Source organism: Brevibacillus sp. B_LB10_24, from assembly GCF_046036945.1.
Classification (GTDB): domain Bacteria; phylum Bacillota; class Bacilli; order Brevibacillales; family Brevibacillaceae; genus Brevibacillus_C.
Window position 1 is genome coordinate 23834 of sequence record NZ_JBJQOQ010000031.1, and the last position, 15236, is coordinate 39069.

At 48.3% G+C, this 15236-nt stretch carries 14 protein-coding genes and 1 pseudogene; all 15 read left to right on the forward strand.

What is annotated here, in order from left to right:
- The first annotated feature begins 9 nt into the window (after positions 1 to 9).
- The 15 genes and pseudogenes from gatA (at position 10) to ACI7RC_RS21845 (ending at position 15225) form a co-directional block, all read left to right on the forward strand.
- Complete coding sequence (gatA, locus tag ACI7RC_RS21775) at positions 10 to 1491, forward strand: Asp-tRNA(Asn)/Glu-tRNA(Gln) amidotransferase subunit GatA (RefSeq protein WP_408110299.1); 1482 nt, start codon at positions 10 to 12, stop codon at positions 1489 to 1491.
- Complete coding sequence (gene gatB / locus ACI7RC_RS21780; RefSeq protein WP_408110300.1) at positions 1488 to 2924, forward strand: Asp-tRNA(Asn)/Glu-tRNA(Gln) amidotransferase subunit GatB; 1437 nt, start codon at positions 1488 to 1490, stop codon at positions 2922 to 2924. The genes gatA and gatB overlap by 4 nt, the downstream gene beginning before the upstream one ends.
- 152 nt (positions 2925 to 3076) lie before the next feature.
- Positions 3077 to 3460 (forward strand): hypothetical protein, encoded by a 384-nt coding sequence (locus tag ACI7RC_RS21785; RefSeq protein WP_408110301.1) that lies wholly within the window; start codon positions 3077 to 3079, stop codon positions 3458 to 3460.
- Between the two features lie 54 nt (positions 3461 to 3514).
- Positions 3515 to 4234, forward strand: coding sequence for an SDR family NAD(P)-dependent oxidoreductase (locus ACI7RC_RS21790; RefSeq protein WP_408110302.1), 720 nt, complete (start codon positions 3515 to 3517; stop codon positions 4232 to 4234).
- Between the two features lie 171 nt (positions 4235 to 4405).
- Positions 4406 to 6100: an amidohydrolase gene (locus ACI7RC_RS21795; protein WP_408110303.1), complete on the forward strand. Its 1695-nt coding sequence runs from the start codon at positions 4406 to 4408 to the stop codon at positions 6098 to 6100.
- 136 nt (positions 6101 to 6236) lie between these two features.
- A pseudogene (locus tag ACI7RC_RS21800) lies at positions 6237 to 6409 on the forward strand (YfcC family protein); the annotation flags it as partial.
- 20 nt (positions 6410 to 6429) lie between these two features.
- A complete protein-coding gene (locus ACI7RC_RS21805) occupies positions 6430 to 7542 on the forward strand; it encodes a mandelate racemase/muconate lactonizing enzyme family protein (protein ID WP_408110304.1) in 1113 nt (370 codons plus the stop codon).
- Between the two features lie 105 nt (positions 7543 to 7647).
- Positions 7648 to 7998 (forward strand): hypothetical protein, encoded by a 351-nt coding sequence (locus ACI7RC_RS21810; protein WP_408110305.1) that lies wholly within the window; start codon positions 7648 to 7650, stop codon positions 7996 to 7998.
- 257 nt (positions 7999 to 8255) lie between these two features.
- Positions 8256 to 9035, forward strand: coding sequence for an ABC transporter ATP-binding protein (locus ACI7RC_RS21815; RefSeq protein WP_408110306.1), 780 nt, complete (start codon positions 8256 to 8258; stop codon positions 9033 to 9035).
- Positions 9025 to 11193 carry an ABC transporter permease gene (locus ACI7RC_RS21820; RefSeq protein ID WP_408110307.1) on the forward strand — a complete coding sequence of 723 codons (2169 nt, stop codon included), beginning with the start codon at positions 9025 to 9027 and terminating at the stop codon, positions 11191 to 11193. The genes ACI7RC_RS21815 and ACI7RC_RS21820 overlap by 11 nt, the downstream gene beginning before the upstream one ends.
- A gap of 36 nt (positions 11194 to 11229) precedes the next feature.
- On the forward strand, positions 11230 to 11898 hold the full coding sequence (locus ACI7RC_RS21825) for a response regulator transcription factor (protein ID WP_408110308.1): 669 nt from the start codon (positions 11230 to 11232) through the stop codon (positions 11896 to 11898).
- Between the two features lie 4 nt (positions 11899 to 11902).
- A complete protein-coding gene (locus ACI7RC_RS21830; protein ID WP_408110309.1) occupies positions 11903 to 12940 on the forward strand; it encodes an ATP-binding protein in 1038 nt (345 codons plus the stop codon).
- A gap of 193 nt (positions 12941 to 13133) precedes the next feature.
- Positions 13134 to 13757 carry a YhbD family protein gene (locus ACI7RC_RS21835; protein WP_408110310.1) on the forward strand — a complete coding sequence of 208 codons (624 nt, stop codon included), beginning with the start codon at positions 13134 to 13136 and terminating at the stop codon, positions 13755 to 13757.
- 17 nt (positions 13758 to 13774) lie between these two features.
- Positions 13775 to 14452 (forward strand): bactofilin family protein, encoded by a 678-nt coding sequence (locus ACI7RC_RS21840; protein WP_408110311.1) that lies wholly within the window; start codon positions 13775 to 13777, stop codon positions 14450 to 14452.
- Positions 14453 to 14481: 29 nt separating this feature from the next.
- Complete coding sequence (locus ACI7RC_RS21845; RefSeq protein WP_408110312.1) at positions 14482 to 15225, forward strand: hypothetical protein; 744 nt, start codon at positions 14482 to 14484, stop codon at positions 15223 to 15225.
- The last annotated feature ends 11 nt before the right edge of the window (positions 15226 to 15236 follow it).

Consider the following 15236-nt stretch of genomic DNA (forward strand, 5'->3'; position numbering starts at 1 on the left):
GGAGACAACGTGTCTTTGTTCGATAAAAAACTGTCTGAAATACATAGCGAACTGCGCAGCAAACAGCTGTCCGCAAGCGATTTGGTCGAGGCCAGCTTGACGCGAATCAAGGAAGTGGACGGAGAAGTCAAGGCTGTGTTGACCGTGGATGAGGAAGGGGCTCTCCGCCAGGCAAAAGCGTTGGACGAGCGTCTGGCTAGGGAAAAGACCGAGCAGGGGCTGTTATTTGCCCTGCCCGCAGGAGTAAAGGACAACATCGTCACACATGGAGTGCGGACAACCTGTGCCAGCAAGTTTCTCACTAATTACGACCCGATCTACGATGCTACCGTCAGCAAAAAGCTGAAAGCGGCCGATGCCGTGATCGTAGCCAAATGCAACATGGACGAGTTTGCCATGGGGGGGTCCACAGAAAATTCCGGTTTTTACGAGACGAAAAATCCGTGGAATCCAGCGTACGTACCGGGCGGTTCCAGCGGCGGCTCGGCGGCTGCGATGGCAGCGCGGGAGTTCTTCTTCACCCTGGGTTCGGATACGGGCGGTTCGATTCGCCAGCCGGCCGCCTTTTGCGGTGTTGTCGGACTGAAACCGACGTACGGCCGGGTCTCCCGGTTTGGTCTGGTCGCGTTCGCTTCGTCGCTCGACCAGATCGGCCCGATCACCAAGAACGTGGAGGATGCCGCATACGTCCTGCAAGCGATTGCCGGCTACGACGAGTACGACTCCACGTCCGCAAAGGTGGAGGTGCCGGACTTTTTGTCGGCCCTGAGCGGAGACGTCAAGGGGCTGCGCATCGGAGTGCCGAAAGAACTGATCGGCGAAGGCATCGACAGCGAAGTCCGCGATGCCGTCCTCGCTGCCTTAAAACAATTGGAGAGCATGGGGGCCACCTGGAGCGAGGTGTCGATGCGTCATACCGAGTACGCGGTTCCGGCCTACTACTTGCTGTCCTCATCGGAGGCTTCTTCCAATCTGGCCCGCTTTGACGGCGTGAGGTACGGCGTACGGGCCGACAATGCCGACAACCTGATTGAAATGTACAAGGAGTCCCGCAGCCAGGGCTTTGGCCCGGAGGTAAAGCGGCGGATTATGCTCGGAACGTACGCGCTGTCCTCCGGCTATTACGACGCTTACTACAAAAAGGCGCAGCAGGTGCGGACGCTGATCATCCGCGACTTCACTGAGGTATTCGCCGATTTTGACGTGATTCTCCATCCGACGACGCCGACGACTGCGTTTAAACTGGGCGATCACATCGACGATCCGGTAAAAATGTACCTGGAAGACATTTGTACGGTACCTGTCAACCTAGCCGGGCTGCCGGCGATCAGCGTTCCCTGCGGGTTTTCGTCCAAGGGCCTGCCGATCGGCATGCAGATCGTTGGGAAGGCGTTTGACGAGTCTACCATCTTGCGCGTGGCCCACGCCTACGAACAGGCGACTACCCATCATCTCAAGAAGCCGGAACTGGTGAGGGGGGAAACGAGATGAGCCAATTTGAAACGGTAATCGGCTTGGAAGTACACGCCGAGCTGTCTACGAATAGCAAAATCTTTTGCGGCTGCCCGACGACGTTTGGCGCACCGCCCAATACGCATACCTGCCCGATCTGTTTGGGCCATCCGGGCGTCCTGCCGGTGACGAACAAGCAGGCGGTAGAGTTTGCGATGAAAGCGGCCCTCGCACTCAACTGCGAGATTTCCCGCGAAACTAAATTTGACCGAAAAAATTACTTTTATCCAGACTTGCCCAAGGCGTACCAAATCTCGCAGTACGACCAGCCGATCGGCAAAAACGGCTGGATCGACATTGAAGTGAACGGCGAAAAGAAGCGAATCGGGATTAACCGCCTGCACCTGGAGGAAGACGCCGGGAAGCTGACCCATGCCGAGTACGGCGGCGGCACGCTGGTGGACTACAACCGCGTTGGCGTTCCGCTGGTGGAGATCGTCTCCGAGCCGGATATCAGCTCGCCGGAAGAAGCCAAGGCGTATCTGGAAAAGCTGAAGGCGATCCTGCAATACACGGAAGTCTCGGATGTGAGAATGGAACAAGGTTCGCTTCGCTGCGACGCCAACGTCTCCATCCGCCCAGTCGGACAAAAAGAGCTGGGCACCAAGACAGAGCTGAAGAACATGAACTCCTTCCGCAACGTGCAGTTGGGACTGGAGTACGAAGTGGAACGGCAGCGGGAAGTGGTCACATCTGGAGGCAAAGTGACCCAGGAGACGCGACGCTGGGATGAGGCAGGCAAAAAGACAATCGTCATGCGCTCTAAAGAGGAAGCGCACGACTACCGCTACTTCCCTGATCCCGACCTGGTGCGGATGCAGATCTCCGAAGAGTGGATCGAGGCGGTCAAAGCGACGATCCCTGAACTGCCAGACGCACGGCAGGCCCGCTACATCGACGAATACGGCCTGTCTCGTGAAGACGCCGGGGTCATCACGATCTCCAAAGACTCTGCCGACTTCTTCGACGAGGCGGTCAAGACCGGCGCAGACCCCAAAGCGGTCGCCAACTGGCTGATGGGCGATCTGTTCGGCTACCTGAATGCCAACAACCTCGAACTGGCGGATGTAAAGATCACGCCGCAAGGGCTGGGCGAGATGATCAAACTGATCGAGAAGGGCACGATCTCGACCAAGATCGCCAAAGTCGTCTTCAAGGAGATGGTCGAGACCGGCAAAGAGCCGGCCAAGATCGTCGAGGAGCAGGGATTGGTGCAGATCAGCGACGAGGGCGAACTGAAGCGCATCGTCGACGAAGTCATCGCCGCCAACCCGCAATCTGTCGAAGACTACAAGGCAGGGAAAAAGCAGGCGGTCGGCTACCTGGTCGGACAAGTCATGAAGCAGACCAAGGGCAAGGCCAACCCGCCGATGGTCAACAAGCTGCTCGTAGAGGCGATAGAACAACTGTAATTCCTGTCATTATAAGCAACCTGAGTCCGATGTTCATGCGGGCTTGGGTTGTTTTCTATTACCAAATGGACAGAGCCACCCAACAAATTAGCTATAGAATTCACTTTTTATTCATTATAATTAGTGTGACTATTGTATAGGTGGTGTGTAGATTGTCCAAAACATTTTTACACATATCAAGGTTTTTGTTTGGCTTTATTTTCCTCGTTGCCGGTATAAATGGCTATTTTGTCATCTTAGGTCTTGAACCATTTATAGCAACTAGTCCTGATGCAATGGCGTTATTCGAATTTCAATATCTGCTAGTCTTTGAAAAGTCATTAGAAATTTTATGTGGTATTTTACTATTGGTTAATCGGTTTGTCCCATTAGTACTTGCAATATTATCACCAATTGTGGCCAACATTTTCTTGCTTCATTTATTCCTCGATCATTCTTTACTTCCATTAGCAGTAATTCTTGTCATCATGCAAGGTTACTTATTGTTTTGTTACAGAAAAAACTTTACAAGTTTATTGGAGAAAAAACCTTTTTAATTTGGAAGGAAGTATAGAAGTTGGCTTTGACCAAACTGCATGGAGGGGGATAAAATGAAGCACTTTATCGTATTCGGGGCGAGCAAAGGATTGGGGGACGCCTTGGCAAAAGGGCTGCCTGAACCAGGCGACAAGGTCTGGATCGTTTCGCGGAGCCGTCCCAGGAGCCTGGAGCGGGAAGACGGTGTCCAAAGATACTGGGTCGAAGCCGATCTGTCCGATGATGCCGCAAGCGGTCAGATTGCAGCAGCCCTGCAAGGGGAGAAGCTGGATGTGCTGATCTACAACGTCGGAATTTGGGAGAGCAAGGGCTTTTCGGCTGACTACGACTTTGAACAGGACGATCCGCAAGAGATTTCCAATCTTATCCATGTCAATGTTACCTCGCCGATACTGTGCATCCAAAAGCTGCTGCCCAATCTGAAAAAGTCGGAGAAGGCCAACATCTTCCTGATTGGCTCCAGCGCCGGTCTGGAAAATACCAACAACAGCCAGGTGTCGTTCGTCGCGTCCAAATTCGGATTGCGCGGGATCGGCCATTCCTTGCGGGAACACGCGCGGAGGTACGGCATCGGTGTCACCTGCATCAACCCGGGTGAGCTTGCTGCGGAAGTCCCCTACGAAGCGGGGGCTGAAAAAGCCATTTCTGCATACGAAGGCACGCGAATCCCGGTGCAGGACATCGTATCGTTGGTCAAATGCATAGTCAGCCTGTCAAAAGTCTCCTGTGTAAAAGAGATCGATATTCCGGCAATGACTGATACAAACGCGTAAGCGAAATCACTTGAGTAAAATATTTGGTAATTTCAGAATATTTATTGACATTGGTAGATTTTATCACGTATGATGAACATGGTCCGGCGTCTGTCCCTGCAGTGCCGGATTCTACATATGGGCAAAACAAACAGGCTGAGCCAATTTCTTTCGCAGGAGGCGAACGAAGCAGTGAAAAAGATACTGATGATGTTGTTGTCAGTGATGCTCCTTTTCAGCGTTTTTGCGGGATCCGGTTTTGCCGTTGACTCCAAGGAAATAGCTGACACTGTCTATGTAAACGGCAATATTTACACAGTGGACAACCGCAGTGAAAAGGCCAGCGAAATGGCGATCAAAGGACAGAAGCTCATCTTTGTCGGAAAACATGGGACCGCCAAGAATTACATCGGACCCAATACCAAGGTCATCGATTTGCAGGGGAAAACAGTCATTCCGGGATTAAATGACGGACACTTGCATTTCCCGTCCATCGGAATCAATCTGCTTCAAATTAACGGGTTTAACAAGCCCAAGGAGGAAATCCTGAAGCTTGTGAAGGAAGAAGCGGCACGCCGTCAGCCGGGCGAGTGGATTTTGGGGTATGGCTGGAACCATGAACTGTGGCCGGACAAGAAATTTCCGACCAGGCAGGAGCTTGATGCCGCGGCTCCCAACAACCCGGTATTGCTTGACAGGGTAGACGGGCATTCCATTTGGGTCAACTCCAAAGCTTTGGAGATCGGCGGCATCACAAAGGATACGGCCGATCCCCAAGGGGGCGAGATCATCCGCGACAGCAAGGCAGAGCCTACGGGCGTCCTGATTGATACCGCTGGCGGACCTGTGCAGGCAAAAGTGCCGGACTACAGCGATGAGCGGGTTCAAGAAGGGCTGCTCAAGGCGCAGCAGGAACTGTTCTCCAACGGCATTACGAGTGCGACTGATGCAGGGACGCATCTGAGTTACATCAACGATATGAAAAAGCTCTACGAAAAAGGCGAGCTAAAAGTCAGGCTGAACGTCATGGTAGCCAACGGCGAGGGCGGCGCAACAGGTGAAAGTCTCGAATACTATTATAAAAACGGTCCGGAGAGGGGCTTGTTCCAAGACCGCTTAAACGTCAGTTCGGTCAAACTCATCGGAGACGGATCGCTCGGTTCCCGCAGCGCGGCTCTGTTGGCGGACTACAGCGACCGTCCGGGCCATAAAGGCAACTACCGTTTTACAGATGAAGAATTATACCGCTTGGTCAAGGAAGCCCGCCAGCACGGTTGGCAAGTAGCGACCCACGCGATCGGCGACGGGGCGATCCTGCAGGCGATCAATACGTATGAAAAGGTGCTGAAAGAGAATCCGCTTCCCGATCACCGCTGGAGAATTGAACATTTTCAAGTGGCCAACGCCAGCGAAATTCAGCGCATTGCCGACCTCGGCATCATTCCCTCGATGCAGCCGACGCATGCCACTTCCGACAAAAATATGGCTGAGAATCGGGTGGGGCCGGAGCGCATCAAATACGCCTACGCCTGGCGCAAGACGCTGGATGCCGGCACCCATATCATCGGCGGATCGGATGCTCCGGTAGAGCTGGTAAATCCCTTCCACGGCATATATGCGGCCGTGACCCGCATGGATCGCGAAGGAACTCCGGCCGGGGGCTGGTATCCGGAAGAGAAGATGACCAGAACGGAAGCGCTCAAAGCATTCACCATCTGGGCGGCCGAAGGATCGTTTGAAGAGAGCATCAAAGGGTCGCTGGAGGCGGGAAAACTGGCCGACTTCATCGTCATCGACCGGGATTTGATGACTTGCCCGCAAGAGGAATTAAAAGATATTACCGTGCTGACAACCGTAGTCGGCGGAGAAGTAGTCTATCAGAAATGATTTGAGTTGTATGACAGCAGAGCCCCAAACGAGTGATCAACTCGTTTGGGGCCTGTTTGCATGGGGGCCAATAAAAGAAAAGAAATATTGACGATTGGACAAATTATTCGTATATTTTAAATTAATTAAAATTAACGACGGTATTTCCAATATCTTCACTCCAACATCAGGACACTTCATGGCAGGCTTGGCTTTGGCCGGAATCTCCTGGGTCAAATGGGCTAAGTGGATTCTTCCGTTGATCATCATTCAGTATGTGTTGGGGGCTGTTTTCGTGACAATTGCTCTCATTTGATTGGGGATTCTTGATGTAAAAAGGAGAGGTAAGCATGAAGATTTCATCCGTCAGCATCTATGCCATCAGGCTGCCGCTGATCCGGCCGTTTATCGTATCCTACGATACCTACCGCGATATGCCGACGATTCTGGTCAAGGTGGAGACAGATGACGGCCAGTTCGGATACGGCGAGGCGACGCCGGACGAACATGTGACAGGGGAGACTTGGGAGAGCACCTGTACGGTCCTGCAATACAGGCTGGCTCCTGCCATCCTCGGGGAAAGTCCATTTCAGATCGAGCGGATTCACGAGAAGATGTCCGCGGCCGTCTACGGCTGTCCGGCGGCAAAAGCGGCAATCGACATCGCCTGCTACGATCTGATGGGAAAAGCCTCCAACCAGCCCGTTTACAACCTACTAGGGGGAAAGTATCATGACTCGCTTGCCGTCCCTTATGTGATCAGCATCCTCGATCCAGAGGCCATGGCCCGAGAAGCGGCCGATGCGGTGAAGGCAGGCTACACGACGATCAAGGCAAAAGTGGGCACCGACCCTGTCGTTGACATTGAGCGCATTCGAGCGGTCAGGCAGGCTATCGGCGACAGTGTTCCCATGCGTGTGGACGCCAATCAGGGCTGGAAAAACAGGGCATCCGCGATGTTCGTCCTCAAACAGGTGGAGGACTGCATGATGGACTGGATCGAGCAGCCGGTGCTCGCGGATGACATCACTGCCTTGGCGGAGGTTCGCAGGCAGACGCACATTCCCGTCATGGTGGATGAAGGCGTGCATGGCGACCGGGAGATGCGTGAGGTCATCGCCAAACAGGCCGCCGATAAGCTGAACATCAAGCTGATGAAGTGCGGAGGTCTCTACCCGGCATTAAGGCTGGTCAGCCAGGCGGAGATGGCGGGCATCGAGTGCATGGTCGGTTCGATGGTCGAATCGGCTGTCGCTACGGCAGCCGGTGCTCACCTCGCCAGTGCCAAGCGCAACATCATCGCCAACGAAATGGTCGGTCCGCTGATGTTCTCCCGTGACGTGGCTGTGATGAATTATCAGGGCAGCAGGCTGTACCTCGGGGAGAAGCCGGGATTGGGGCTGGACGTGGACGATGCAGCCGTCAGGGAACTTGCCGTGATGACAGAGAAAATCAGCATCTAGGATGAAAAGCCGCAGCCGGATGAAGCTGCGGCTTTCATCAACTATTTGTAAGAAACCGCCAGGCTGGCCTATAATGAAGAGAGAATGTAACGAGGGGGAAAAACGATGAAGATCCAGTCAGTAACCGGTGAACAAATACCGCCGGGCAAAGGCGGTTCGCCGGCAGATACCTTTACTCGCTCCGTCGCCACCTATGAGGCAGGCAATGAAACGAAAACGCTTACCGTGACATATCCAAAATACTTTGAAAAAGTGTTGGCCGAGAAGGGCATCTACGACCAGGAGGCAGAAGGCGTACCGGTCAACCAATTGGCGGCGGCGCTTTTTTTGGAGAAACATCCCGATGTGAAAACGAGCCGCCAGTACTTCAACGACGAAGCGAGCTTCCTCGTATTGTTTGACGGTTTTTCGCTGGCGGCCTTCAAGGAAAAGCACGGAACGGCGATCACTGCCTGAGCATGAAGGGGTGGAGCCCAGAGCATTGACAAAGCAAAAGCAAAACATAGTAGTAAGGGCATCAGACATAGGGAAGGAGCTTTTATTAAGCAAACTTGCCTAATGTCTGATGCCCTTTATTTCAGATTTCAGAACAGCATCATTCATTTTTCCTTACATCATTTGTAAGTGTTTCTAGTCTTTTATACTGGTTACAATGTGTATAGCTCAATTCGATAATAATTTCGGAAAATGATAAAAAGAAAGGAGCTTATACAGTGGTCAGACAAGGAAAATTACTAGAGGTTCAAGACTTACAAAAAAACTACGGAAAGAAAAACAACATAACAAAAGCTTTAAACGGTGTTAGTTTTGATATTCTCCCAGGAGAATTCTTAGGAATAATGGGACCAAGCGGATCTGGTAAAACTACATTATTAAACTGCATTGCAACCATAATAAAACCAACATCCGGGCGTGTACTTTTAAATGGGAAAAACATCAGTGCTTTTGACAGTAAGGATTTAGCGGAGTATCGCGGCAGTCGAATTGGGTATTTGTTTCAAGACTTCGCATTACTGGATAATCTCACCGGACAAGAAAATATACTCTTACCATTATCTATTCATGGAATGGATTTTGCAAAAGCACGAGCTAAATTAGATGAGCTAGCAGGTTTTTTAGAAATTACAGATATTCTTAACAAATTCCCATCTCAGATGTCTGGGGGACAAAAGCAAAGGGTAGCCGCTGCACGCAGTTTGATTTCTGATCCAGATATCGTTCTTGCGGATGAACCGACAGGGGCATTGGACACACGCTCTGCAAAAACTTTAATGAATAAGTTGGAAGGTATTAATAAAAGTACTGGAAGAACGATTTTAATGGTTACCCACGACCCTAATGCAGCAAGCTTTTGCTCAAGAATCCTGTTTATTCAAGATGGTGTCATATTTCATGAACTGCGCCACAAACAAGATGAGTCTCGCGAGAAATTTTATGAAAGAATTTTAAAGTTATTAGCTCAGCTTGGGGGAGGAAGCGCAAATGTTCTCTAGGCTTATCTATCGGAATGCGAAACGAAGTCGCAAGGAGAATTTCATCTACTTTGCAACCCTTGTAACAGCAGTAGCCTCGTTTTATATCATTCTTTCGCTGGGGAAACAAGATGTTATATTATTCTTAAGGGAGTTTGAAAGCAATTCGATTGATAAACTCTTAGCTCTAATGCCAATTGTCTATGGATTTGCGTTATTTTTATTGTTTTTCTTGATTTTATTTGCTAATCGGTACCAATTAAATCGCAGAAGTAAAGAATTTGGGCTTTTTCTCATGTTAGGAATGCGAAAGGAACGCCTTGTCCTCCAACTTTTAGCAGAGGGGCTCATTACTTCTATTTTGGCACTCATTGGAGGCATTTTAATAGGCGGATTTTTAGCAGAAATCATCAGCTTGACGGTTTCTAAATTAGTCGGTCAGGGAATTATCGGCCATCAAATAAGCTTGTCGGTTGGTGCGATTTTCTTTACCATAATCGGTTTTTTATTCATCCAGTTTATAGCATTAGTCATTCTTGGTGGAAGACTATTCCATCAAGAGGTACATCAATTACTTTATGAGCAAATGGATAAGAAACAAGATATGGGGCATTTTAAAGGCAATGTACTCAATATTTTAGCAGGTTCGGTCTTGCTGGGTGCTTCCTATTGGATTGTTTTGTATCATTTTATGGACTTTGCAGGACTCCTTCTGTTTGTGGCATTGGGTCTCGGAAGTTTAGGGACGATCCTTTTTATGAGGGGATTTGGAAAATTACTAGGCTTATTGGCAGGCTTGTCCGAGCGTAAATCTACCAAAGGACTGCGCATATTTACATTAAGGCAGTTTCAAGAGAACATCGCTAATAGATCTGCCTCTGTTGCAGTAACATCGATTCTCATCACGTTGTCTATCATTTTGATAGCAAATGGTGCTTCAACTATTTTGAGTTCAGGAAGTAATTTATATAATAGAAATTCCTCGGTATATGATTTTACTGTTAACGGAAATAGCCAAAAGGTCGAGGATTTTCTTACTTCAAAAAAAATGGCACCATATGTAGAGGACTTGAACCTCCTGGAAATGGGAAGGATGAAACATCAGGGCGAGCGCCTGGAAGATGGTATGCCGTTGTCATTCGTTGATTGGTCTAAATTAAGAGAGCAAATTATTATGGCTCTGCCAAGCAACTATAAAGAGCAAGTTTTATCTGGAGAAATGCAGGGGTACAGCATCAGTTCGGAAAACCCTGAAGCACTTAATCTGTTTGGGGTCCTGGAGATGGATACAACAACACCATACCTCATTCCTGAATCATCTTATAACGGACTTTTGGAAGCTATTGGGGAAAAACCGCTGAACCTGCATTCAGATGAAATTGCTTTATACTTTAATCCGGATTTTATGCCTATGGATCATCTGGATCGTTTGCCTGTACTAGATCATATTCTTGAAAAGGCTGCTAAAGAAGGGCAATCTTTGATGAGCATTCATGATCAGGCAATATATATACGTCCGTCAATTCCGATGAGAGGACTAGTAGCAGATCGTTCAGTACAAATTTTTTCAGCATTTATCGTCCCGGATCATATGTTTGAACAATTATTAGATACAGAAACCTATATGTCGTATTGGAATTTCCGAATCCCGCAAAAGATGCAAGAGCAACAAGGATTAATGACCCCGATGATGGAGGCGAGAGATCTCTTAAAATCTTCAGGCCTCGCGTTTGAAAGTTATTTACAAAACTTTGGACGCAAACTTTTCTACGTCGTTGCCGGAAGTTATACGATTCTGTATATGGGATTCTTATTCCTGATTATTGCCTGTACGGTATTAGCTTTACAATTTTTGACACAGATGAAGCAGACAGGACAACGCTATGTAACGCTTTCCATGTTGGGCGCAAAACGGAACCAAATGAAAAAATCTATGCATAGACAGGTGTTGTGGACCTTTCTGTTGCCTATGTCTCTTGCCTGCGTGAGTGGAGCTGTTGGCATAAGGGCTATGATTTCATCTGTTGTTATTTACATCGAAAACCAAGCGTTGCTGTATCCAATTGCCCTTACCTTTGCCTGTATTATAATCGTAATTTTGGCGATTTATGGATTAGCGGTCGCCCGTTCAGCAGATCATGAGATAGATAAATTGCGTTGGAAGCCGAATATAGATTAAGAAGCCGTTACATTTTTCATCGAAGGAGGTGCTGAAGTGGCGAGGATTGCAATTGTTGAAGATGATTCATGGATGAGAGAAGAGTTAATGGATATATTGCAAAAAGCTGGTTATGAAGCAGCAGCCATTACAGATTTTCATGATATAGCTCTTCAAATAGCCACTTTGGCACCAGACTTGGTCTTATTAGACATCAATTTACCGGAACAATCAGGATTTGACATATGCAAAAGTCTAAAATCAAAGGGGATTGGTCCAATATTGATTCTTACATCTAGAGATAAGTTACAAGATGAATTACATGGTCTTCATTTAGGTGCAGATGATTATCTCACAAAACCGTGTAATCGAGATCGATTGTTAGCGCGCATTCAGAACCTGCTAAGAAGATATGAAGGACAACCGGGCTTGATAAATGGTGGCAGTTTTTCGCTAGACCCAAATACCTTTACTTTGTATAAGGGATCCGAGTCGCTATTACTATCAGCTAATGAAGGAAAAATTTTATTGGCTTTAGTACAGAATCAACCTGAGATCGTATCCAAGTCAACACTGAGTGAACTTGTATGGGGAACAGACCAATATATAGACGAAAATGCCCTTCAAGTAAATCTCACTCGCTTACGAAAAACACTGCGGCAATTAAACTTGGAGAATCAAATTGAGACAATAAGGGGTCAGGGTTATCGACTTAGAGGGAGGTGAAACCATGAAGTGGATAAAGCAAATCTATGATTGTTTTCATGCGTATAAGCTATGGTTTCTTATGTTGATGGCTGCAAGCCTCCTTTTTGGTTTTTTAGCTTGGTTGGCTTACCCTGAAACCTTTACGGTGTTAGTAGGACTCATGATGGTTTTTACCTTAGCGATGATATCGTTGGCTGTATTCATTGTCATTCGAAAGCAAAAAATAATAGAAGCTGCCTTTCAAGATTTTTTGTTAGAACCGAATGAGACGAACGAAGAAATATTATGCGGGGTATCTCCTAAGACACATTGGTCCTTTATCCGTAGAATGGGAAGTGTCATAAGATCATATCAGTCGGAACTTAAAGGTAAAGTCACCCAGTTGACCGATTATGAAAACTATATAGAAGGATGGGTTCACGAAATTAAAAAGCCTCTGTCATTATTGACATTGGTATTAGATAACCGCAGTGACGAAATGTCTCCGCTTGTTAGACAGCGTATGTTTCATGTCAGAGATCAAATGCTTGGAGACGTGGAGCGAATTTTGTATTTTGCAAGACTTGGGGCTGCTCATAAAGATTATATTTTTGAGTCTATAAACTTACTGGCATTTTGCAAACAGACAATCGAAGACCATCAAACCCTACTAGAGGAATCTGGCTTTCAAATACAGTTCATAGGGGAAGAGATGGCAGTTTTTTCTGACCGTAAAGGATTAGCTTTTATAGTAGAACAAATAATCGCTAATAGTACGAAATACGTTGCACAGAATCAGGATCGTCCAATTTTGAAATTTGAAACGGTTTATGACAAAGTGAGTGATCAGATCATCTTACATATTAGTGATAATGGACCTGGTGTATCTGAAGAAGATTTACCATTTATTTTTGATAAGGGCTTTACCGGAAGGAGAGGTACTTATACAAGACAAGCAACAGGTATGGGACTCTTCTTGGTGAGCAAGATGGCTTATGATTTGGCCATTCAGTTGGATGCAAAATCAGAGCCTGGTTCGGGGTTGATCATATCGCTACTATTTCCCAATGTGAAACAGTAAGCTATAACCATACATGAATGAGTTAATGCTTAGATAATGAAATTTTCCTGAACAGGTGCTTGAAGTTCAAAGGGGTAATCGTTCGTCCGAAACGATTGCCCCTTTTCTTATGCTTAGAGAATGAAGGCCATGTTTTTTCTTTACAGCGTAACATTGTTATGTTACACTCATTTCCGAAGGTGGTGCACGCTATATGGAACAGGACCTTATCTCGAAAAAGGAGCTGCTTGAACTGACAGGCATTTCATACGGCCAGCTTTACAGATGGAAGCGGAAAAATTTGATTCCAGAGGACTGGTTTATCCGCAAGTCTACGTTTACCGGCCAGGAGACGTTTTTCCCCAGAGAGAAAATTCTCGCCAGAATCGATAAGATCATCCACATGAAAGACGATCTGTCGTTGGATGAATTGGCCGATGTGTTTTCGCCCAACCTGGCTGAACTGGCTGTTATGAAGGAGGAATTGATCAAACGTAACATTGTTTCAAGTGAATCGCTTCATTTGTACACAGAGCAGCTGGGTGATGCAAAGGTGTTTCCCTTTGAAAAAATTCTGTACGTCTACATCTTGGATCAGCTGCTCCGAACAGGGGATATCAGCCTGGAAGAAGGGAAAATGCTGCTGCGGGTCTTGGATGACCACTACCCGAAGTTTCAGAGCAAAAACGGTGAATTGGTCTTCATTCGCAAGATGGGGGTTTCCGCGTTCTTTTTGCTGTCGACCCCGGCTGACATCTACTTCGAACCAGGGGTAAAGGTGGTAACCCGGCTCAACCTGGCAAGCAGCATCGAGGAGTTAAAGATAAAAATATCGTAACGGAGGGACTTGCCTTTATGGAAAAGCAAAAGGGGCGCGACCTGAAGGTATCGGGGATCGCAAATGCGTCCGGCGGTGCCTATGATAAGGCGAAAATCGAAGGGATTGGAAAAGTGCACGGCGATCTGGATTGCAACGATCTCAAAATGGACGGGAAGTGCACGATCAAAGGAAACGTAAAAGCGGGAGTGGCCGACATCGACGGCATGGCGACCATTGCGGGCAGCATGTCGGCGGATAAGCTGACGATCGATGGCTACGCGAGTATCGGCGGCGGCTTCAGCGGTGAAGAGCTTGAGGTGGAGGGCTACCTCTCTGTAGCGGAAAACTGCCAGGCGGAAACATGTGTGATTAACGGGGGGGTTACCATAAGCGGACTCTTGAACGCCGGGACGATTCAGCTCAAACTATACGGCAACTCCCGGGTGAAGGAAATAGGCGGCGAGGCCATCCAGGTCAAAAAAGGAAGCAAACGGTTTTCCCCCTTGCCTACTTTTCCCTTCGTATCCTTCACCTCCAAGCTTACCGTGGATACCATCGAAGGCGACGAGATCTACCTGGAGGCGACTCAGGCGAGGATCGTCAGGGGTAACCATGTCACCATCGGCCCTGGCTGTGAGATCGAACGGGTCGAATACAGAGAGGAGTTTCAGCAGGATAAGGGAGCGAGAGTAGGATCTCATGAAAAGATGTAACGAACCTGAACAATCGGGAGGAAACATGTATGGAAAATCATCAACAGCTGCCTGATTTAAAGATTACCGGCACGTCCAATTCGGCGGGCGGCGTCTTTGGAAAAGTAAAGATCACGGGAGAAGGCTATGTGGAGGATGACCTGGAATGCCTCGAATTTAGCTGTACAGGTGTCGCCGACATCAAAGGGAACTTCCAGGCGGCGGACGTATCTGTTCGAGGGGTCATGACGGTTGCGGGAAATACGCAAGCAGATAAAACAGTTATCAACGGTGAGGCGGATTTTGACGGAGAGGTATCCGTAAAGGAAATGAGGTGTAACGGCGTGGCCAACCTCAAAAAGAACCTCATAAGCGAAGAAGTAAGAGTCTGGGGAAACGTATCCGTCCAGGGAAACTGCGAGACTGAACGTTTTCTCGTCAAAGGCGGTTTTACCACCCAGGGACTGCTGAACGCCGGCAATATCGACGTGCAGATGTATTGGCCCTGCCAGGCGGCGGAGATCGGGGGAGAGCGGATCACGGTAAAAAAATCGGCTTCGCTGAAAAACATGCTGAAGTCTATCTGGGGGCTGTTTCAGTCCGACCCGCCTCAGCCGAAGCTTACCGCCGATGTCATCGAGGGCGACGAAATCTATCTGGAACACACCGAAGCAAAAATCGTCAGGGGAAACCATATTACCATCGGTCCCGGCTGCGAGATCGAACTGGTTGAATACAAGCGAAGCTTCCAGCAGGCAAAAGACACGCAGGTGCACGACAGCAAGGAGATATAAGGGAAGTGAAA